This is a genomic window from Sphingomonas zeicaulis, assembly GCF_050433225.1.
In the GTDB taxonomy this organism is placed as follows: domain Bacteria; phylum Pseudomonadota; class Alphaproteobacteria; order Sphingomonadales; family Sphingomonadaceae; genus Sphingomonas_D; species Sphingomonas_D zeicaulis.
This window is the reverse complement of record NZ_JBNPXQ010000004.1, coordinates 373,618-393,110: the sequence shown is the minus strand read 5'-3', so window position 1 is coordinate 393,110 and position 19,493 is coordinate 373,618. Positions and strand designations below refer to the sequence as shown.

Here is a 19,493-nt window from a genome sequence, read left to right as displayed (position 1 = left end):
CAACAAAGGTACCGCCGAGATCAGCGAAGCTTGGCCACGCGCCACCAATCTTCGCGTCGATCCGAAATCGCCTTGTTTCGCAGCAGTCCCGCGAAGTGCGGGAGAGGGCTTAACGCCAACGCCCGCAAACCCGGCGCGCGGCTACCTTACCGCCCCCGACCGCAGCAGCTTTGGCAGCAGCACCACCGCCCCCAGCAGCGGCCAGCGGCGCTGCCATGGCCGGATCTCGATCGTGGTGCCGGCGTGGCGGTTGATCTTCCAGGCGAGATAATCGATGCCGCCGGCGAAGGTCAGGCTCGCCTTGGCGAGGCGCAGCACCGATAGCGTCTTGCCCTGCAGCCGCCGCAGCCGCCAGCGTCGCCGGGCCGCGGCCGCGCTCTCGTTCCCGCTCAAGGCCGCCAGCGCTGGCGCGGTGAAGGCGCGGTAGCGGGCCGGATCGGCGTCCACCATCGCGCCCGGCCGGGCGTTGCGCTCGGCGCGCAGCTCGGCGCCATAGGTCAAGGTGAACGCCGCGCGCCACAGCGCCAGCGGGTCGCCGTCATGCGCCCCGGCAAGCGGCCGCGCCGCGCCCAGCAAGGTCGGCGCCGCGCGCGCGACCGCCGCGATCGCCCGCCGCCCGGCCTCGGCATCTGCCGCCCAGACCAGCCGGCTCGGCTGCGCGAAGCGCGCCCACACCGAGACGTTGAGCGTCTTCGGCCCGTTCAGCCGCTCGAAATCCGCCTCGCTCAGCACGGCATATTTGGCGGCGAGCCCGTCATGCGCGAACGGAAACACGTTGGGCGGCAGCAGCCGGTTCGCCGCCGCGCGCCAGCCACCGCCATAGGCCGCGCGGTAGGAGGAGACGATCACGTAGAAATCGAGCATCTGCCCGTCGAGCTCGGCGCTGCGCAGGCAGGATCCGTAGAACAGCACCGCACGCGCCGCACGCCCGAAGGTCGCCGCGATCGCCGCCGCCATTGCCGCGGCGCGCGGATCGACCGGCAGCGCGAGTTCGGCCGCCACCAGCGCGTCGAGCGCGGCGGGATGTTCGGTGACCGTCACGGCCATGGCGGAAAGGCTCACGCCGCGAGGCGCAGGAAGGGCACCGGCGGGGTCGAACGCAACACGATCGGCTGGCCGACCTCGGCCTGGAACAGCTCGCCGTCGAGGATCACGCTCGAACGCTCGCCCTCGATCTGGATCATGTCGCCGCGGTTGAGGTGGACGCCGGCCATGCGCGCCCGGCCGAGCTTGCCGAACGCCGCGGCGGCGATCGCGCGCACCAGCGCCCATGGGCTCTGGTCCACCGCCATCAGCTTCATCCGGCCGGCGCTCACCCCCGCCATCTCGGTGCGGCTGCCCAGCAGCATGCGTTCCAGCGTGGTGACGATCAGCAGCGAGAAGCGCCCGCTGAGTTCGCCGTCGCGAATCATCGAGACCTGCACCGGCCGCGGCCGCGGCGGCAGGAAGCGGCCGCCGATACCGAACAGCATCGCGAACAGCACCGCCAGCGCCGCGATCACATGGCTGAGCCCGTTGGGCAGCCCCAGCGGATAGATCTTGTTGCGGCAATAGAGGATGGTGTCCGCCAGCCCGGCGCCGCCCAGGAACATGCCCAGCACCGGCCGGCTGCCCACCTCGCCGCTCGAAAGCTCGATCAGTTCGCGCACCACGACATGCTTGCTGAGGTCGCCGTGCGTCATCTTGACGATGCGGTCGAGCGCATCCAGCGGATCGCCGTGCGCGCCCAGGTCGAGCGCGATGAGGTTGGTCTTGCCGTTGGGCAGCACCGCGACCGGCGGCGGCGAATCGCCGAAATGGCCGCCCTGGTGCAGCTCGGTCAGCGCCGCCTGCACGGTGCCGTCACCGCCGTTGATCACGATCACCTGGGGTTCCACCCGCGCGATCGTGCGCAGCGCCTGGCCGATCTGGTCGACATTCTCCACCTCATAGTGGAAAATCTCGGGATGCGTCGCGCAATAGGCCCGCACGCGCGGCAACAGCGCGCGATTGCCCGTGGACCGGGGGTTGGACAGAAGCGCGACGCTGGGCATGACCTATCGTGATCCCTCGATCGGGCGGATCGACAGACCCGACCGGTAGTTGAGCACGACATCCACCGTGCGAGTCGCAGTGCCGACCGGAATCACCACCGCACTATGCTTGGGCTTGAGGTTGGTCAGCGACAGATGCGGGTTGCGCGAGAAGCCGCCGCCATCGTTCCAGCCCGACTTACCGTTGCCATCCATGTCGTGGCGCACCGCGACGGCGTAATTCCCCGCCGTCGGCAGGCCGACGCAGACATTCATCGGGCCGCTGCGGCTGACGGGCAGATCGACCCGCTTCAGCCACTTGCCTTTTTCGAGGAACTCCGCGGCATTGCCGCCATAGATCTGCACGCGCAGCTTGCCGGTGCGCGCCTTGAAGCCCTCGACGCGCACGAGCACGGAGGGCCCCTGGCCCGCATCGCAGACAGCCGCGTCGGGACCGAGGGCGCCGGCATACGCAGGCACAGCCAGTGCCGTCAGCACCAGCGGACCCGCGATCAGCGTCCTCCAAAGTTTCGACATGACCTCACGACTCCTGGAAGCTATAGCCATGCCACAATCGGCATGACCGGCCCTGTTGCCCCCATGCCATTGAAGATCGGGCTCGTTTGCGGCCAAAACATGGTCATGGGGCGTCTGAATTTCGAAATGCTGACCGCAACCGACCGTTACGTCGCCCGTCTGATCGCGCTGCCGCTGTTCGGCACGCTGGTGATCGCCGCGATGCTGCTCGTGCTCGACAAGATGCTCAGGCTGTTCGACTTCGTCGCGGCCGAGGGCGGCCCGGTGAGCGTGGTGTGGCGCATGCTCGCCAACATGATCCCGGAATATCTGTCGCTGGGCATCCCGATCGGCCTCATGCTCGGCATCCTCCTGGCGTTCCGCAAGCTCGCGATGTCTTCCGAGCTGGACGTGTTCCGCGCGGTCGGCCTCAGCTACGGCCGGCTGATGCGCGTGCCCTATATGTATGCCATCGGGCTGGCGCTCGTGAATCTCGCGATCGTCGGCTTCGTCCAGCCCTATGCGCGCTACGCCTATGAAGGGCTGCGCTTCGAACTGCGCTCGGGCGCGCTCGGCGCCTCGATCAAGGTGGGGGAGTTCACCCGGCTGGGCGCGCGGATGACGATGCGGATCGAATCGAGCCGCAATTCGGGCCGCGACCTCAACGGCATCTTCGTCCGCGCCGAATCGCGCGACGGCAAGTCGCTCGCGGTCACCGCCGAACATGGCACCTTCATGGCCACGGACGATCCGGACACGATCATCCTGCGGCTGCGCAACGGCGTGCTCGTCCACAACGCGCCCGAGTTCAAGTCGCCGCGGGTGCTCGCCTTCACCGGCCATGACCTGCCGATCGACCTGCCCAAGATCGAGGCGTTCCGCAAACGCGGCGACAAGGATCTGGAACGCACGATTCCGGAGCTCGTCCGCATCGGCAAGGATCCCAACCAGCCGAAGAACCTGCGGCTGGAAAGCCGCGCCAATTTCCATTTCCGCATGGCGGAGGTGGCGATGATGCTGCTGCTGCCTTTGCTCGGCATCGCGCTGGCGATCCCGCCCAAGCGATCCTCGTCGGCGCTTGGCGTGTTCATCTCGATCGTGATGATCGTGACCTACCACAAGGTCAACGAATATGCCGAAAGCCTGGGCGCGCTCGGCAAGGTCGATCCGATCATCGCGCTGTGGGTGCCGTTCGCGATGTTCGCGGGGCTGATCTACTGGATGTACCACATGGTCGCGCACGTTCCCGGCGGCGCGCCGATCGCGGCGCTGGAACGCGTCGCCGCCAAGGCCGGCGGCGCGCTGAAGGCATGGCTGCGGCTCGGCCGGCGCAAATCGTCGGAAGTCGCGTGACGAGGGCTATGACCACCCGATGATGAGCTTCTTTCCGTCGCGCACCTTGGCGCTCTACATGGCGCGCATGTTCCTGCTGCGCACCTTCGCGGTGCTCGGCGCGCTCGTCGTCGTCCTCCAGACGCTCGACCTGCTCGGCGAGTCGGGGAGCATCCTCGCCTATCCCGGCAACGGCCAGGAACAGCTCTGGTATTATGTGTCGCTGCGCGCGCCGCAGATCATCGCGCGCTTTCTGCCCTTCTCGGTGCTGCTCGCCACATTGATCACCCTCGCCACGCTGAACCAGAACAGCGAGGTGATCTCGATGAAGGCCGCGGGCTTGTCCGCGCACCAGGTGCTGGCGCCGCTGATCATCACCAGCCTCGGCGTCGCCGCGGTCTCCTTCACGTTCAACGAGCGCATCGTCGCGCGCGCCACCTCCACCCTCTCGCAGTGGGAGCGCGTCGATTACGGCCCGGTCCCAAAGCAGCGCGCGCTGCAGACCAATGTGTGGGTGCGCGACGGACCGATGCTGATCCGCGCCGGCGAGGTCCATGGCGGCGGCAACGGCACCTGGCTGAAGGATGTCACCGTCTATGACCGGTCCAGCGGCGCGCTCGACCAGATCCTGAGGGCGCCCGAGGCGCGCTATGTGCCCGCTGGCGGCGGCTGGCGCCTCGCCCAGGGCCAACGGTTCGACGTCGGCCGCGGCGTCGAGGTGCCGACCGGCGCCGCCACGATCGCGCGCAGCGTGCGCCCCGACCAGTTCACCTTGTCCAATGTCGATGGCGATTCGCTGGATTTCGCCGATCTCGGCGCCGCGATCGACGATCTGCGCGCCGCCGGGCGCCAGACCGCGGCGCTTGAATCGGCCTGGCACCACAAATTCTCAGGCCCACTCTCGGCGATGCTGATGCCGCTGTTGGGCGCGGTCGCGGGCTTCGGCCTCGCGCGGTCCGGCCGGCTGTTCGTGCGCGCGGTGGTCGGCATGGCGCTGGGCTTCACCTATTTCGTCGCCGACAATTTCTCGCTGGCGATGGGCAATCTCTCCGCCTACCCGCCCGTCCTCGCCGCCTGGGCACCCTTTTTCCTGTTCCTGTTGATCGGCGAAGCGGTGCTGATCCGCACCGAGGAGTAAGGCGGCGGGTTACGATTGTGGCACGTTCCGCCGCGCCCGTCGAAAAATCGCCTTATTGCGCGGTCACTAGCGGCTTTCATATACGGGAGGCCGGCTGCGCGCCGTGCCCCGAGTCCGTTCGAGGAAGATGACGTGAAGACTGAGCAGACGCTCCGTACCGGTTTCTGGAACCGGTCACACTATCTGGACCGGATGACGCTCAAGGAATTGACCGTCGCCTATTTCCAGTATCCGGCGATCATCGCCTATCTGGCGCTCGCCGTGGTTTCGGCCGGCGTCTATGTGTGGCGCCCCGCGGCGCCGGTGCAGACGCTCGCCTCGATCGCCATCGCGATCATCGTCTATCCGCTCGCCTGGTATGTGCTCCACCGCTGGGTGCTGCACAGCCAGTGGATGTGGAAGGTGAAGATCCTCGCCCCCACCTGGAAGCGCATCCATTACGATCACCACCAGGATCCCAACCATCTGGAGATCCTGTTCGGCGCGCTGCACACCACGCTGCCGACGATCGTGATCGCCACCGCGCCGCTCGGCTATCTGATCGGCGGCGTCGGCGGCGCGGCCATCGCGACCTCCACCGGGCTGCTCACCACCTGCTTCTACGAGTTCTGCCACTGCATCCAGCACCTCGGCTACAAGCCGAAGAACAAGTGGCTGGCGACGATCAAGCAGCGCCACATGGCCCACCATTTCCACAACGAAAACGGCAATTTCGGCATCACCAACTATTTCTGGGATCGCCTGTTCGGCACCTTCTACGAGCGTGCCGGTGAGCGGAAGAAGAGCCCGACGGTATTCAATCTGGGCTACACCCAGGAAGTCGCCGAGAAATATCCCTATGTCGCGGAGCTTTCCGGCGGCGTTGCCAGCGGCCATCCGCGCAAGCGCAAGCAGGACTGATCCTCCGCTCAACCGCATCCGGGGCGGGGACGCACGACAGCGCGTCACCCGCCCTTTTTTTGTCGAAGCCATGCCCCGAAAGCCCGTCAGCCATGTCTGATCCGATCACCGTCACCCCGGTTACCAGCAAAGCCGATCGCAAGGCGTTCGTTGAACTCGCCTATCGCCTGAACGGCAAGGATCCCGCCTGGGTGCCGCCGTTGCGCATGGACGTCTACGAACTGCTGACGCCGGGCAAGAACCCGTGGTTCGAACATGGCGAACAGCAGCTTTTCCTCGCCCGTCGCGGCGGTCGGGTGGTCGGCCGCATCTCGGCGCATATCGATCATCTCGCGCTCAAGCAGCCGATCGAACAGGGCATGGGGCCGAACACCGGCAATTGGGGGCTGTTCGAGGCGGAGGACGAGGCGGTCGGCAAGGCGCTGCTCGCCGCCGCCGAGGATTGGCTGCGCGCCAAGGGCCTCACCCGCGCGCTCGGCCCGATCAGCATCTCGGTGTGGGACGAACCCGGCCTGCTCGTCTCCGGTTTCGATCATCCGCCGACGATCATGATGGGCCACAACAGCCCCGCCTATCGCGCGTGGATCGAGGCCGACGGCCACACCCCGGTCAAGTCGCTCTACTGCTACGATCTCAACATCGAGAAGCCCTTCCCGGGCATCGTCGAGCGCATCATCCAGAGCGGCGAGCGCAACCCGCGCATCAATATCCGCCGCGCCGACAAGTCGCGCTTCCACGAGGAAGCGACCCTCATCCTCGGCATCCTCAACGATGCCTGGTCGGACAATTGGGGCTTCGTGCCGCTGACCGACAGCGAGATCGCCTATGTCGGCAAGAAGCTGAAGCAGATCGTGTTCGAGGATCTGATCCGCGTCGCCGAGGTGGAGGGGGAGCCCGTGGCCTTCATGATCACATTGCCCAACCTCAACGAGAAGCTGAAGGACATGGGCGGCACATTGTGGCCGTTCAACTGGGCCAAGCTGCTGCTGTGGCTGCGCAAGCCGAAGATGGAAACGATGCGCGTGCCGCTGATGGGCGTGGTCAAGCGCATGCAATCCAGCCGCCTCGCCAGCCAGCTTGCCTTCATGATGATCGAATATATCCGGCGCGATTCCACCACGAAGTTCGGCGCCACCCGCGGCGAGATCGGCTGGATCCTCGAAGACAACCAAGGCATGGTCGCCATCGCCGACACCATCGGCGCCGAGGTCAACAAGGAATATGTGATCTACGAAAAGGCGCTGTGAACCCTAAAACCCTCCCGCTCGCGGGAGGGGTTTGGGGAGGGCCTGTCCTGAAATGCGGGGCGGGCTGACATGCCCTCCCCCAGCCCCTCCCGCCAGCGGGAGGGGAGCTTTCAATGCCCCCCGCGCATCGCCGCCACCTTGTGCACCACCAGCGCGATCACCCCGCCCAGGATCACACCGACCACACCGAAGCAGGCCGCTTCCACCACCCAGTGGACCAGCCCCTCAGCCACCGGCACAGCATGCGCCGCGCCGCCGGCGAGATGCTCGATCCACTCCGGCAGCGGCGTCAGATGATATTCGTGCAGGCCGTGGACGATGATGCCGCCGCCCACCCAGATCATCGCCGCGGTGCCGATCGTCGCCAGCGCGGAGAGCAGCACCGGCATGAACTTCACCAGCCCGCGACCGAGGCCCTGCACCGCCGCCGAATCGCGCGCCGCCAGATGGACGCCGATATCGTCCATCTTCACGATCAGCGCGACGACGCCATAGACGCCCACCGTCACCGCGGCGCCGACCAGCGCCAGCACGATCGCCTGCTCCCACAGCGGCACCGCGCCGCCTGACTGCACCTCGGCCAGCGCGATCGCCATGATCTCGCCCGACAGGATCAGGTCGGTGCGGATCGCGCCCGCGATCTTGGTCTTCTCCAGTTCCGCCGGATCGCCGCCCGCCTCTGCCTCGTCGGCATGCTTGCCATGGCCGCTCAGCGCCTCGATCAGCTTCTCGGCGCCCTCGAAGCAGAGATAGGCGCCGCCCACCATCAGGATCGGGGTGATCGCCCAGGGCGCGAAGGCGCTCAGCAGCAGCGCGGCGGGCAGCAGCAGCAGCAGCTTGTTGCGCAGCGATCCAACCGCGATCTTCCAGATGATCGGCAGTTCGCGTTCCGGCGTGAAGCCGGTCACGTAGCGCGGGGTGACCGCGGTATCGTCGATCACCACCCCTGCGGCCTTGGTCCCCGCCTTCCCCGCCGCGGCGGAGACATCGTCAAGCGACGCCGCCGCCAGCTTGGCGATCGCGGCGACATCGTCGAGCAGTGCGGCAAGTCCGGAAGCCATGGCCGGTAATATCCCCCTGTTGTCGTCGAAACCCTGTCGTCGAGACGGCGAACCGTCCTAGCCGTCCCGGGTTCCGTGCGGAAGAGAGGCGATCAGGCCGCCACCACCGGCGGCTCGGACGCGAACCAGGCGGCGGCAAGATCGCGGCCATGGTCGCGCACGTCGACCGGCAGGTTCTCGGTCAGTTCGGTGAAGCGCGCCGCGTCATGCGCATAGAGCGCGCGGATCGCCTCTTCATAGCCGGCGCGGTTGCCCGCCATCGCCGACAGGAAATGATAGGCGGCGTCGCGTGCCGCGGTACCGCTGATCCCCTGCCGCCGCGCCGCATCGACCAGCCGCCGCAGTGTCGCGGAGGCGCCGCCGGGCTGCGCGCGCAGCCACTCCCAATGGCGGGGCAGCAAGGTGACCTCGCCCGAGACCACGCCCATGCGCGGCCGTCCCCGCGGACGCGCCGGCTCCTCCGGTCGCATGTCCAGGTCGATCTGGCGCCCGGTGACGTCGTCGAACACCAGCAGCGTTCCCATATCACCATGCGTCTCGAGCGCACGGATCGCCTCCCGCACCGCCTCGGCACTGCCGGTCGCGATCCAGGTGTCGCCCGCAAAGACTGTGCAACTTTCCATCGACATTCCTTCCCGCGGCCATCTAGGCGGGCGCCGATGTCGGGTCAATATTACCCGGGTTAAATTACATGTCTCGGGGGCGAAGTGCGCGGATGCGGCATCTTAACTTACCCCTCCCCTTCAGGGGAGGCGAGCGGCGACGGGCGCTCAATGCCCCCGGCGGCGCTGCCGTTTCCGCTTGCGCGGAAGCTCGCTGCGTTCGTCCCCTCCGCTGAAGGGGAGGGGCTAAATCCCGCTCAGACGTCCCGCAGCACAGCCCAGGTCGCGGCATGGTCGCTGGCCTTTTCCCGCCCGCGAAACGCCTTGTCGACATTGGCGTCGACCAGCCGGTCGGCGGCCGCGGCGCTCAGCAACAGATGGTCGATGCGGAAGCCTGCGTCACGCTGCCAGGCGCCCGCCTGATAGTCCCAGAAGGTCCAGATCGGGCCCACCGGATGGCGGGTGCGGATCGCGTCGGTCCAGCCTTGGTAGAGCAAGGTGCGGAACTCGGTGCGGCTCTCGGGCTGCATCAGCGCGTCGCTCGCCATCGCCGCGGGCGAATAGACGTCGGCGTCGGTGGGGATGACGTTGTAATCGCCCGCGAGCACCGCCGGCACTTCCTCCGCCAATATCTCCAGCGCGCGCAACTGCAGCCGGCGCATCCAGCGCAGCTTGTAATCGAATTTCGGGCCGGGCTGCGGATTGCCGTTGGGCAGGTAGATGGAGGCGACGCGCAGACCGAACACATCCGCCTCGATATAGCGGCTATGCTCATCCTCGGGCTCGCCCTCCAGCCCCTTGCGGACCAGCGCGGGCTCCGCATCGCGCGCGAGGATGGCGACGCCGTTGAACCCCTTCTGGCCATGCCAGACCGCGCCATAGCCGGCGCCGCGGATATCCGCCTCCGGGAAGGTCTCGTCGCTAGACTTGAGTTCCTGCAGGCAGACGATGTCCGGTCTGGTCTCGTCCAGCCACTCGAGCAGCCGCGGCAGACGGGCCTTGATGCCGTTCACATTGTAGGTCGCGATCTTCATGGCAGCGGGGTGTAGCGGCGGTGGGAGCGGCCGTCAGCCGAAAAGCGGTCGCAGCATGTCCTCCCGGGCGCGCAGCGTCGGGAGGAAAAGGGATCAAGCCACCTCCACCTCACGCCCCAGCGCCGCAAAGCGCATCAGATGATAATCCTCGTCACCCAGTTGATGCCCGATCATCACCAGCCTCTTGGCATGGTGCGACAGCGGCAATTCCCAGGTCATGCCGATGCCGCCGTGCAACTGGATCGCCTCTTCCGCGACCAGCGAGCCGATATGGCCGATCGAATATTTCGCGGCGGAGACCGCCCGCTCGCGCGCCAGCCGGTCGCCATCCAGCGCCGCGGCGGCGTTGATCGCGGCGGAGCGGGCCTGTTCGATTTCCAGCGCCACCGTCGCCATGCGGTGCTGCAGCGCCTGGAATTTGCCGATCGGCACGCCGAACTGCTTGCGCGTGCGCAGATAGTCGAGCGTCTGATCCTTCAGCACGTCCATGATCGCCACCGCTTCCCAGGCGAGCGCGACCAGTCCGGCAGCGATCGCCGCCTCGACGATGTCCCCCGCCCCGCCCTGCGCGCCCAGCAGTCGCGCCGGCGCCGCGTTCAGCACCAGCTCGCCCGCGCTGCCGCCGTCGACCAGCGGATAGTCACGGATGTCGATGCCGGCGGCGCCGCGCTCGACGAGGAAGGTGGACAGCCCATCGTCCCCCTCGATCCGTGCCGTCACCACGATCAGGTCCGCCTGCGCCGCCTGCGCGACCACCGCCTTGGCGCCGGTCAGCAGCCAGCCATCGCCCTCGGCATTCGCGCGCGTCTCGATCGACGCGATGTCATGATCGCCATGCGGCTCCTCATACGCAAAGGCGAGGATGGTCTCGCCGGCGATCACTCCGCCAAGCGCATCGCCCTCCCCCGCCGCCGCCAGCACGCGCCCGGCGAGCAATGTGCCGAGAAACGGCTCCACCACCAGTGCCCGGCCGAGTTCGCCGAACACCGCGCCGACATCGAACGCCGATCCGCCATAGCCGCCGCTCGCCTCGTCGAAGAGCGCGCCGACAATGCCGAGTTCGGCCAACGCCCGCCATGTATCGCGCGACCAGCCTTCGGGCGAGGCGGTGATGCGTTCGCGGGTGGCGAAATCATAATTCTCGCGCAGGTAGCGGCTCAGCGTATCCACCAGCATCTGGCGGTCTTCACCCAGAGAGAAGTCCATCGTCAGAGCTCCAGGATTGCCTTGGTGATGATCTCGCGCTGCACTTCGTTCGAGCCGCCGAAGATCGAGAGCTTGCGGTTGTTGAAATATTGCCCCGCCACCGGCGCGGCGAAATCGGGGCCCACCGGCGGCCCATTATACCCCGCCTCCAGCGCTTCGGCAACGAAAGGCTGGGCATAGGCGCCGGCGGCACGGCGCATCAGATCGGTAATGGTCTGGCGGATCTCGGTACCGCGGATCTTGAGCATCGAGCTTTCCGCGGTCGGCGCCGCGCCATGCCCCGCCGCGTCGAGCACGCGCAAATTGGTGGTCTTCATGTTTTCGAGGTCGATCTCCAGCCGCGCGAGGCGGGCGGCGAATTGCGGATCCTCCGCCAGCGGCCGGCCGTTGCGGCGCTGGGTGCGCGCGACCTGCTTGAGCCGCTCGAACGCCGCCATCGACGAACCGACCCCGGCGATGTTGGTCCGCTCGTAGGTCAGCAGATATTTGGCGTAGGTCCAGCCCTTGTTCTCCTCCCCGACGAGGTTCTCCACCGGCACGCGAACGTCGGTGAAGAACACCTCGTTCACCTCATAATCGCCGTCGAGCAGCTTGATCGGCCGCACCTCGATGCCGGGCGTCTTCATGTCGATCAGCAGGAAGGAGATGCCCTCCTGCTTGCGCCCCTCATTCGAGGTGCGCACGAGGCAGAAGATCATGTCGGCATATTGGCCGAGCGTGGTCCAGGTCTTCTGGCCGTTGACGACATAATGGTCGCCGTCGCGCACCGCCGCGGTCTTGAGGCTGGCGAGGTCGGATCCCGCCCCCGGCTCCGAATAGCCCTGGCACCACCAGTCGCTGCCGTCGAGGATGCGCGGCAGCCAGTAGCGCTTCTGCGCCTCATTGCCATATTTGATCAGCACCGGCGCCAGCATCGAGAGGCCGAAGGGGATGATCCGCGGCGCGTGGGCGAGTGCTGTCTCCACGTCGAAGATGAAGCGTTGCATCACCGTCCAGCCGGTGCCGCCCCATTCGACCGGCCAGTGATTGGCCAGCCAGCCGCGCGCGTTGAGGATGGCGTGCCATTCCTCCATGTCCTGCTTGCTGAGGTGCTGGCCGTTCAGCACCTTGTTCGAGATGCGCGCCGGCAGTTTCTCGCGCAGGAAGGTGCGGACCTCCTCGCGGAACGCCTCTTCCTCGGGGGTGAAGCTCAGATCCATCGCCTGCTCCTCCTCAAACGATCTCGAACAGCCCGGCGGCACCGATGCCGCCCGCCACGCACATCGAGACGACGACATGGCGCACGCCGCGCCGCCGTCCCTCGATCAGCGCATGGCCGACAAGGCGGCTGCCGGTCATCCCGAACGGGTGGCCGATCGCGATCGCGCCGCCATCGACGTTGAACTTCGCGGGGTCGATTCCCAGTGTGTCGCGACAATAGACCACCTGGCTGGCGAACGCCTCGTTGATCTCCCACAGGCCGATATCCTCGACCTTGAGGCCCGCGCGCGCCAGCAGTTTCGGCACCGCCAGCACCGGGCCGATGCCCATTTCCTCGGGCCCGCAGCCCGCAACCTGGAAGCCGCGAAATACACCCAGCACCTCGCGCCCCTCCGCCTCGGCGGTAGCGCGGTCCATCACGATCTGGGCGGAGGCGCCGTCGGAGAGCTGGCTGGCGTTGCCGGCGGTGACGAAGCGCCCTTCCGCCACCGTCTTGCCGCCCTTCCAGACCGGCTTGAGCGAGGCGAGCCCCTCATAGCTGGTGTCGGCGCGGATGCCTTCGTCGGTGGTCAATGTCACCGTCTCGCGGCCGGTCTCGCTGCCATCCTTGGCGCGCAGGATCTTTTCTGCCGTCAGCGGCACGATCTCGTCGGCATAGCGGCCCGCTTCGGTCGCGGCTGCGGCGCGGTGCTGGCTCTCCACCGAAAAGCGATCCTGCACCTCGCGGCTGATGCCATAGCGCTCGGCGACGATCTCGGCGGTCTCGATCATCGCCATATAGGCGTCGGGCTCGTTCGCCAGCACCGCCTGCGATCTCCACTCGGGCGTCACCAGCCCGGGCAGGCTGGTGTAGGTGACGGACTCGCCGCCGCCGGCCAGCGCCACGTCGATGTCGCCGCAGATGATCGAGCGCGCGGCGAGCGCCACCGTCGTCAGCCCCGATCCGCACTTCCGATCCACCGAGAACCCCGCCACCGATTGCGGCAGCCCGGCCGCGAACGAGGCCATCCGGCCGATATTGTAGAATTGCTGGCCATATTGGTTGCCGGCGCCCCAGAACACGTCGTCGATCCGCTCGGGGTCGATCCCCGCCCGCTCGATCGCGGCGCGCATGACATGGCCGGCGAGCACGGTCGGCTCGGTGTTGTTGAACGCGCCGCGGCCGGCGCGGCCGATCGGGGTGCGGGCGGTGGAGACGATCGCGGCTTCGCGGGTCATGGCGTGGTCATCCTGTGGTGAAAAGGGGGTCAGCGCGGGGCCTTGAAGTCGACATGTTTGCCGAACTCGGCACGGGCGATGGCGCGGGCATGGACCTCGTCCGGTCCGTCGGCGAAGCGCAAGGTGCGCTGGTGCGCCCAAGCTTCCGCCAGGAAGAAGTCGGATGAAACGCCGCCGCCGCCATGCGCCTGGATCGCGTCGTCGAGGATACGCAGCGCCATCGTCGGCGCCTGCACCTTGATCATCGCGATCTCGAGCTGAGCGGCCTTGTTGCCGGCGCGGTCCATCATGTCGGCAGCCTTCAGGCAGAGCAGCCGGCTCATCTCGATATCGATGCGCGCGCGGGCGACGCGCTCTTCCCACACGCTGTGCTCGGCAATGCGCTTGCCGAACGCCACGCGCGACGTCAGCCGCTTCGCCATCGCCTCGATCGCGGTCTCGGCGACGCCGATCGTGCGCATGCAATGGTGGATGCGGCCCGGCCCCAGGCGCCCCTGCGCGATCTCGAACCCGCGCCCCTCGCCCAGCAGCATGTTCTCCGCGGGCACGCGGACATTCTCCAGCACCACCTCGCCATGGCCGTGCGGGGCATGGTCATAGCCATAGACCGTCAGCAGCCGCTCGATCCGCACCCCCGGCGCGTTCATCGGCACAAGGATCATGCTCTGGCTGCCGTGGCGCGAGCCTTCGGGGTCGGACTTGCCCATTACGATCGCGATCTCGCAGCGCGGATCTCCGACGCCCGACGACCACCATTTGCGGCCGTTGATCACATAGTCATCGCCGTCGCGAATGATCGAGCTCTGGATGTTGGTCGCATCCGAGGAGGCCACCGCGGGCTCGGTCATCAGGAAGGCGGAGCGGATCTCGCCGTCCATCAGCGGCTTCAGCCAGCGCTGCTTCTGCTCCAGCGTGCCGTAGCGGTGAAGCACCTCCATATTGCCGGTGTCGGGCGCGGAACAGTTGAACACCTCGCTCGCCCAGCGCAGCCGCCCCATCTCCTCGGCGCACAGCGCATATTCGAGGTTAGTGAGCGCCGGCCCTTCGAATTCGAACGCATCGTCGACATGCGCGCGGCCGGACTGCGGCGGCATGAACAGGTTCCACAGCCCCGCGGCGCGCGCCTTCGGCTTCAGTTCCTCGATCACCGGGATCACCTTCCAGCGATCGCCCTCATGCGCCTGTGCCTCATAGTCGTGGTCGCGCGGCCGGATCTCCGACTCGATGAAGTCGCGAACCTGATCGCGATACAGGCGCTGACGTTCGCTGAGTTCGAAATCCACCGCTCTCTCCTCGGCCTTGTTGCGGAGTCGTTGCGGAGTCGCGCAGCGGCGCGCTCCGTGGTCGCGATTTCTTGCAGGCGGCGCGCGCGAAGGCAAGCCCGCATTTCATACGCACTATTCGATAAATCTCACACACCCTCGAAAAACCCGCTTGGAATGCCATTCCCAATTTTGCAAAATGGCGCCGACCAAAGGGAGAGAGACTGTGAAGGCTGCCGTTCTGCGCCAAGTAGGCGCGCCGCTGGTGATCGAGGATGTCGCGATCTCCAACCCCGGCCCGCACGAGGTGCGGATCCGCACCGTCGCGACGGGCGTGTGCCATTCGGATCTCCATTTCCTGGAAGGCAGCTATCCCACCGCGCTGCCGACCATCCTGGGGCATGAAAGCGCCGGCGTGGTCGAAGCGGTGGGCAGCGAGGTACGCACGGTGAAGGTGGGCGACCATGTCGTCACCTGCCTCTCCGCCTTCTGCGGCCATTGCGAGCATTGCGTCACCGGCCATCTCAGCCTCTGCCACGCGCCGGACGTGCAGCGCGGCGCCGAGGAACAGCCGCGCCTGGGCACCGCCGACATGCCGATAGCGCAATTCCTCAACCTTTCCGGCTTCGCCGAGACGATGCTGGTCCACGAACATGCCTGCGTCGCGATCCGGCAGGATATGCTGCTCGATCGCGCCGCCTTGATCGGCTGCGCGGTGCTGACCGGCTATGGCGCGATCGTTCACACCGCGCAGGTGCGCCCGGGCGAGACGGTGGCGGTGATCGGCTGCGGCGGCGTCGGCCTCGCCGCGATCAATGCTGCCGCGGTCGCCGGCGCCGCGCGGATCATCGCGGTCGACCGGGTCGCGGAGAAGGAAGCGCTCGCGCGCACCTTCGGCGCCACCGATTTCGTCGACGCCTCCGGCGAGGATACCGCCAAGCAGGTGATCGCGATGACGCGCGGCGGCGTCCACCACGCGTTCGAGGCGATCGGCCTCGCCAGCACCGCCGAACTCGCCTTCGCGATGCTCCGTCGCGGCGGCGCGGCGACGGTGATCGGCATGATCCCGATCGGCCAGAAGGTCAGCATCGCCGGCTATCAGTTGCTCTCCGAAAAAACGCTCCGCGGATCATTGATGGGCTCCAACCGCTTCCCGGTTGACGTGCCGCGGATCGTGGACCTCTATCTCGCGGGCAAGCTCAAGCTCGACGAACTGATTTCCCGCCGCATCGGTCTGGGCGACATCAACGAGGCCTTCACCGAGATGAAGAGCGGCACCATCGCCCGCTCCGTCATCAGTTTCGTGTGACAAGTGACAGCAGCGGGCGACGACCGAAACCCGCTACCACGTGCAACGACGGTCGATCCACGAGACGACCGGGAGACCGATAGGAGGGATTTTCATGAGCGATTTCAAACTGTTGATCGACGGCGTGCTGACCGATGGCGCGCGCACGATGGACGTCGTCAACCCCGCCACCGGCGAGGCGTTCGAGACCTGCCCGGTCGCCGACGAGGCGCAGTTGAACGCCGCCGTTGCCGCCGCCGCCGCCGCCTTCCCCGCCTGGTCGGCGCTTCCGATCGAGGACCGCGCGGCGCGCATCGATGCGCTGGCGGACGCGCTGCAGGCGCGTGCCGACGAGTTCGCCCGGCTGCTCACCGCCGAGCAGGGCAAGCCGGACGCGCAGGCGAAGATGGAGGTGATCGGCGCGGTCTTCACCTTGCGCGCCTTCGCGGCGATGCGGCTCGAAACCAACGTCATCCGCGATGACGACAAGGCGCGGATCATCGAGGTCCGCCGCCCGCTCGGCGTGGTCGGCGCGATCCTGCCGTGGAACTTCCCGGTCATCCTGCTGATGAACAAGCTCGCGCCTGCGCTGCTCGCGGGCAACACATTGGTCGCCAAGCCTGCGCCGACGACGCCGCTCACCACCTTGCTGTTCGGCACGTTGTGCGCCGAGATCCTGCCGCCGGGCGTGGTCAACATATTGTGCGACGAGAATGATCTGGGCGGTGCGCTGACCGCGCATCCCGGCATCGCCAAGCTCTCCTTCACCGGCTCGACCGTGACCGGCAAGAAGGTGATGCAGGCCGCCGCCGCGACGCTCAAGCGCGTCACCTTGGAGCTGGGCGGCAACGACGCCGCGATCATCCTCGACGATGCCGATCCGATCGCGACCGCACGCAAGATCTTCCAGGGCGCGATGGCCAATGCCGGGCAGGTCTGCATCGCGATCAAGCGCGCCTATGTGCCCGAGGCGATCTACGATGTGTTCTGCGAGGAACTCGCTCGCCTCGCCACCGCCGCGGTGGTCGACGACGGCGCCAAGCAGGGCGCGCAGATCGGGCCGGTGCAGAACGCCGCCCAGTACGAGAAGCTGAAGGCGCTGCTCGACGAGAGCGCGCGCGAGGGCAAGGTGATTGCCGGCGGCGTACCGCTCGACCGCCCGGGCTTCTTCATCGCTCCCACCATCGTCCGCGACGTGACCGACGATGCGCGCATCGTCCGCGAGGAGCAGTTCGGCCCTGTGCTGCCGGTGCTGAGCTACACTGATGTCGACGACGCCGTCGCCCGCGCCAACGCCTCGGAGTTCGGCCTTGGCGGCTCGGTCTGGGGCAGCGATCTCGACCGCGCGACTGACGTCGCGCTGCGCATCCAGTCCGGCACCGCCTGGGTCAACCAGCACATGGCGCTGAGCCCGACCGTGCCATTCCGCGGCGCCAAGCAATCGGGCGTCGGCGGCGAACTGGGGCTGGAAGGGCTGCACGAATATACCCAGCCGATGATCGTCAACGTCGCGCGGGGGTGAGGCGATCATTGTCCTCCCCGCGCTCCGCTCGGGGAGGACAATGATCCTCAAAACGTCGGCACCACCCTGAGCTGCGGCAGCGGCTTCGGCGCCCCTTCGGTCAGGTCCACCGGCGCATCCTTCCACAGCGCCGCTTCATCCCGGATCCGCTCCAGCCGCATTACCGCTTCCTCCGCCTGCGCCTTGCTGAAGCGATAGGGGCCCGCGGTCGGCAGGTCGCGACTCCACATCCGATCGAAAGCGCGGGCATTGTCCGCATTGAGCGGCGCTCCGAGCGCATCGCCAAAGGTGATGGTGAAGCGCTCCGCGGCGGATGCGACGTTGCGATAGCGAATCCAGAAATGATTGTCGAAATCGAAGTCGGCGATCAGCCGCGCCCCCGCGCGACGACCCTTGTCGACGATCGAGGTCAGCACGGTCTGCGGCATATCGAGGTTCATGCCGCCTTCGTCGGCGTCCAGCGCGATGCGCACGATGCGGTCGCGATGGCCGGGCGCGCGGCCCTGCAGCAGGTCGCGCCAGTTCTGCATGGTGCCGATGATGCCGAAGAAGAAGCCGGCGAGGTCGCGGATCGGCCCGGTGCCGGTGATCGTCTGATAGCGGGGCCGCATCGCGGCATTGTTGTGCGTCGGCAGGAAGATCGGATCGGGCACCGGCTGCTTGACGCCATAGACGAGGTCGATCGCGAAGGTCGGCCAGCGCGGCAGCGGCGCGTCGAACAGGTGGATCGGGAAATTGCTGCTGACCCCGCCATCGGTGAACCAGCAGCGCCTGAGCGGCAGCGTGTTGGCGCCGGCCGATTCGCAGTCGACCTGGTCCACCGCCGCCAGCGCGTCCACGCTTTCGGTGAAGCGCGGCCGTTCGCGGCGCATGGCGGCGGCATCCTCGGGCGGCACCGTCGCCGCGCCCGCTTTCTCCACATCCAGTTCGTGCAGCGGGATCGCGCTGATCAGCAGCGGGAAGCTGAGGCTCATCCGCGCGGCGACGACGATCGGCATCTGCTCGGCATCGGGCAGATGATGATAGGCATGGCCGCCCTCGTCACGCCGCCTGGGGCTGTGCGTGACCATCCAGTCGACCACCGAGGTGGGGAACAGCCGCCGGAACTCATCCTCACGGAAGAAGAAGCCGCCCTTGGCGAAGGGCAATGTCCGGGGCTCGGAATGCGAGATGTTGGTGGTGATGATCGCAAGATCGATGCGCCGCGCGCTTTCCGGCTCGTCCTCATAGGCCGGCGCCTGCCACAGGTCGCCGAAAGTCACCGGGCGCCGCTCCGCATCGTCCAGCCCCGCCAGCGCGCGGATGCCGTCATGCATCCACTCGGTCAGCGCCGGCTGGGGCGCAGCGCGGTGGCCCATCCCCGAACACAGCCCCATGAAATTGTCGCCCGCCGCACGCGCCGTCTTCCACAGGGCGCGCCAGGCACCGACCGCCAGCGTGCAGACCAGCGCGGGCAGCAGGGCGGCCACCATTCCCCAGCCGCCCGCCGCCAGCCAGCCGATGCCCAGCAGCACGCCCAGCGTGCCCAGCATGGTGAGCGGCGCCAGTCGCAACAGCGCCAGCAACGCCTCTCCCACATAGCCCGCAGCCGACGGCCCCGCCGCCAGCCGCACGATCAGCCGATAGGCCGCGCGCGCCACCGGCGTCGGCTGGAACAGCCCATAGATGAAGCCCGGCCGGCCGAGATCCGCCGCGATGCCGGCCAGCCCGTCCATCCCCATCCCCGGCTGCGGCGCCTGCCGGCCGGCCACCAGCCGCCGCTCCCCCAGCGCCGCCGCCGCCGACATTGCCGCCGCGATCGCCCCTGCGGAGGTGCCGCCGATATTCTTGAAGCGATAGACGGTCGCGAGCTCCAGCACCGCGCTGGGATAGACCAGCCCGCTGGTGATCCCGCCCTTCATCACCAGGTCGCAATATTTGGTCGGCGTCCGCATCGATCCTCCTCCGCTGGGCGA

At 67.5% G+C, this 19,493-nt stretch carries 17 protein-coding genes; 6 read left to right on the top strand and 11 right to left on the bottom strand.

The window, feature by feature from the left end:
• Positions 1 to 141: 141 nt before the first annotated feature.
• From FHS96_RS17060 to FHS96_RS17050, 3 genes are read right to left on the bottom strand one after another with little or no spacing between them, the layout of a single operon-like run.
• The gene (locus FHS96_RS17060) at positions 142 to 1,047 is read right to left on the bottom strand and encodes a hypothetical protein (protein WP_429594087.1); all 906 of its coding nucleotides are present in this window, start codon (positions 1,045 to 1,047) and stop codon (positions 142 to 144) included.
• Positions 1,048 to 1,058: 11 nt separating this feature from the next.
• Positions 1,059 to 2,033, bottom strand: a complete 975-nt coding sequence (locus tag FHS96_RS17055; RefSeq protein WP_429594084.1) for a diacylglycerol/lipid kinase family protein — start codon at positions 2,031 to 2,033, stop codon at positions 1,059 to 1,061.
• Between the two features lie 3 nt (positions 2,034 to 2,036).
• The gene (locus FHS96_RS17050) at positions 2,037 to 2,549 is read right to left on the bottom strand and encodes a DUF2141 domain-containing protein (RefSeq protein WP_429594081.1); all 513 of its coding nucleotides are present in this window, start codon (positions 2,547 to 2,549) and stop codon (positions 2,037 to 2,039) included.
• Positions 2,550 to 2,675: 126 nt separating this feature from the next.
• Between FHS96_RS17050 and lptF the strand changes: the two genes are divergently transcribed.
• The 4 genes from lptF (at position 2,676) to FHS96_RS17030 (ending at position 7,145) form a co-directional block, all read left to right on the top strand.
• Positions 2,676 to 3,881, top strand: a complete 1,206-nt coding sequence (lptF, locus tag FHS96_RS17045) for an LPS export ABC transporter permease LptF (protein WP_429594078.1) — start codon at positions 2,676 to 2,678, stop codon at positions 3,879 to 3,881.
• A gap of 19 nt (positions 3,882 to 3,900) precedes the next feature.
• Entirely contained in the window at positions 3,901 to 4,998 is a 1,098-nt protein-coding gene (lptG, locus tag FHS96_RS17040; RefSeq protein WP_429594075.1) for an LPS export ABC transporter permease LptG, read from the top strand.
• A 192-nt stretch (positions 4,999 to 5,190) separates the two neighbouring features.
• Positions 5,191 to 5,898, top strand: a complete 708-nt coding sequence (locus tag FHS96_RS17035) for a sterol desaturase family protein (RefSeq protein ID WP_429594134.1) — start codon at positions 5,191 to 5,193, stop codon at positions 5,896 to 5,898.
• Between the two features lie 92 nt (positions 5,899 to 5,990).
• On the top strand, positions 5,991 to 7,145 hold the full coding sequence (locus FHS96_RS17030; RefSeq protein ID WP_429594072.1) for a GNAT family protein: 1,155 nt from the start codon (positions 5,991 to 5,993) through the stop codon (positions 7,143 to 7,145).
• A 110-nt stretch (positions 7,146 to 7,255) separates the two neighbouring features.
• On the opposite strand, the gene FHS96_RS17025 is transcribed toward FHS96_RS17030, so the two are convergent.
• The 7 genes from FHS96_RS17025 to FHS96_RS16995 form a co-directional block, all read right to left on the bottom strand.
• Positions 7,256 to 8,206, bottom strand: coding sequence for a DUF808 domain-containing protein (locus tag FHS96_RS17025; protein WP_429594069.1), 951 nt, complete (start codon positions 8,204 to 8,206; stop codon positions 7,256 to 7,258).
• 92 nt (positions 8,207 to 8,298) lie between these two features.
• Complete coding sequence (locus FHS96_RS17020) at positions 8,299 to 8,829, bottom strand: DUF2239 family protein (protein WP_429594066.1); 531 nt, start codon at positions 8,827 to 8,829, stop codon at positions 8,299 to 8,301.
• A gap of 236 nt (positions 8,830 to 9,065) precedes the next feature.
• Entirely contained in the window at positions 9,066 to 9,842 is a 777-nt protein-coding gene (xth, locus tag FHS96_RS17015; RefSeq protein ID WP_429594063.1) for an exodeoxyribonuclease III, read from the bottom strand.
• Positions 9,843 to 9,935: 93 nt separating this feature from the next.
• Positions 9,936 to 11,048, bottom strand: coding sequence for an acyl-CoA dehydrogenase family protein (locus FHS96_RS17010; protein WP_429594061.1), 1,113 nt, complete (start codon positions 11,046 to 11,048; stop codon positions 9,936 to 9,938).
• Positions 11,049 to 11,050: 2 nt separating this feature from the next.
• On the bottom strand, positions 11,051 to 12,247 hold the full coding sequence (locus FHS96_RS17005; protein ID WP_429594058.1) for an acyl-CoA dehydrogenase family protein: 1,197 nt from the start codon (positions 12,245 to 12,247) through the stop codon (positions 11,051 to 11,053).
• 13 nt (positions 12,248 to 12,260) lie between these two features.
• Positions 12,261 to 13,466 (bottom strand): thiolase family protein, encoded by a 1,206-nt coding sequence (locus FHS96_RS17000; protein WP_429594054.1) that lies wholly within the window; start codon positions 13,464 to 13,466, stop codon positions 12,261 to 12,263.
• Positions 13,467 to 13,495: 29 nt separating this feature from the next.
• Positions 13,496 to 14,749, bottom strand: a complete 1,254-nt coding sequence (locus FHS96_RS16995) for an acyl-CoA dehydrogenase family protein (RefSeq protein ID WP_429594052.1) — start codon at positions 14,747 to 14,749, stop codon at positions 13,496 to 13,498.
• A gap of 205 nt (positions 14,750 to 14,954) precedes the next feature.
• Here FHS96_RS16995 and FHS96_RS16990 point away from each other — a divergent pair, with 205 nt between their 5' ends.
• Positions 14,955 to 16,037 (top strand): Zn-dependent alcohol dehydrogenase, encoded by a 1,083-nt coding sequence (locus FHS96_RS16990; protein WP_429594050.1) that lies wholly within the window; start codon positions 14,955 to 14,957, stop codon positions 16,035 to 16,037.
• Between the two features lie 94 nt (positions 16,038 to 16,131).
• Entirely contained in the window at positions 16,132 to 17,538 is a 1,407-nt protein-coding gene (locus FHS96_RS16985) for an aldehyde dehydrogenase family protein (protein WP_429594048.1), read from the top strand.
• Positions 17,539 to 17,585: 47 nt separating this feature from the next.
• On the opposite strand, the gene FHS96_RS16980 is transcribed toward FHS96_RS16985, so the two are convergent.
• The gene (locus tag FHS96_RS16980; protein WP_429594046.1) at positions 17,586 to 19,472 is read right to left on the bottom strand and encodes a hypothetical protein; all 1,887 of its coding nucleotides are present in this window, start codon (positions 19,470 to 19,472) and stop codon (positions 17,586 to 17,588) included.
• Positions 19,473 to 19,493 lie beyond the last annotated feature (21 nt).

Bases quoted from the DNA above. Each gene is read 5' to 3' on its own strand.
- FHS96_RS17060 (WP_429594087.1), bottom strand. From the start codon at position 1,047: ATGGCCGTGACGGTCACCGAACATCCCGCCGCGCTCGACGCGCTGGTG.
- FHS96_RS17055 (WP_429594084.1), bottom strand. From the start codon at position 2,033: ATGCCCAGCGTCGCGCTTCTGTCCAACCCCCGGTCCACGGGCAATCGC.
- FHS96_RS17050 (WP_429594081.1), bottom strand. From the start codon at position 2,549: ATGTCGAAACTTTGGAGGACGCTGATCGCGGGTCCGCTGGTGCTGACG.
- lptF (WP_429594078.1), top strand. From the start codon at position 2,676: ATGCTGACCGCAACCGACCGTTACGTCGCCCGTCTGATCGCGCTGCCG.
- lptG (WP_429594075.1), top strand. From the start codon at position 3,901: ATGATGAGCTTCTTTCCGTCGCGCACCTTGGCGCTCTACATGGCGCGC.
- FHS96_RS17035 (WP_429594134.1), top strand. From the start codon at position 5,191: ATGACGCTCAAGGAATTGACCGTCGCCTATTTCCAGTATCCGGCGATC.
- FHS96_RS17030 (WP_429594072.1), top strand. From the start codon at position 5,991: ATGTCTGATCCGATCACCGTCACCCCGGTTACCAGCAAAGCCGATCGC.
- FHS96_RS17025 (WP_429594069.1), bottom strand. From the start codon at position 8,206: ATGGCTTCCGGACTTGCCGCACTGCTCGACGATGTCGCCGCGATCGCC.
- FHS96_RS17020 (WP_429594066.1), bottom strand. From the start codon at position 8,829: ATGGAAAGTTGCACAGTCTTTGCGGGCGACACCTGGATCGCGACCGGC.
- xth (WP_429594063.1), bottom strand. From the start codon at position 9,842: ATGAAGATCGCGACCTACAATGTGAACGGCATCAAGGCCCGTCTGCCG.
- FHS96_RS17010 (WP_429594061.1), bottom strand. From the start codon at position 11,048: ATGGACTTCTCTCTGGGTGAAGACCGCCAGATGCTGGTGGATACGCTG.
- FHS96_RS17005 (WP_429594058.1), bottom strand. From the start codon at position 12,247: ATGGATCTGAGCTTCACCCCCGAGGAAGAGGCGTTCCGCGAGGAGGTC.
- FHS96_RS17000 (WP_429594054.1), bottom strand. From the start codon at position 13,466: ATGACCCGCGAAGCCGCGATCGTCTCCACCGCCCGCACCCCGATCGGC.
- FHS96_RS16985 (WP_429594048.1), top strand. From the start codon at position 16,132: ATGAGCGATTTCAAACTGTTGATCGACGGCGTGCTGACCGATGGCGCG.
- FHS96_RS16980 (WP_429594046.1), bottom strand. From the start codon at position 19,472: ATGCGGACGCCGACCAAATATTGCGACCTGGTGATGAAGGGCGGGATC.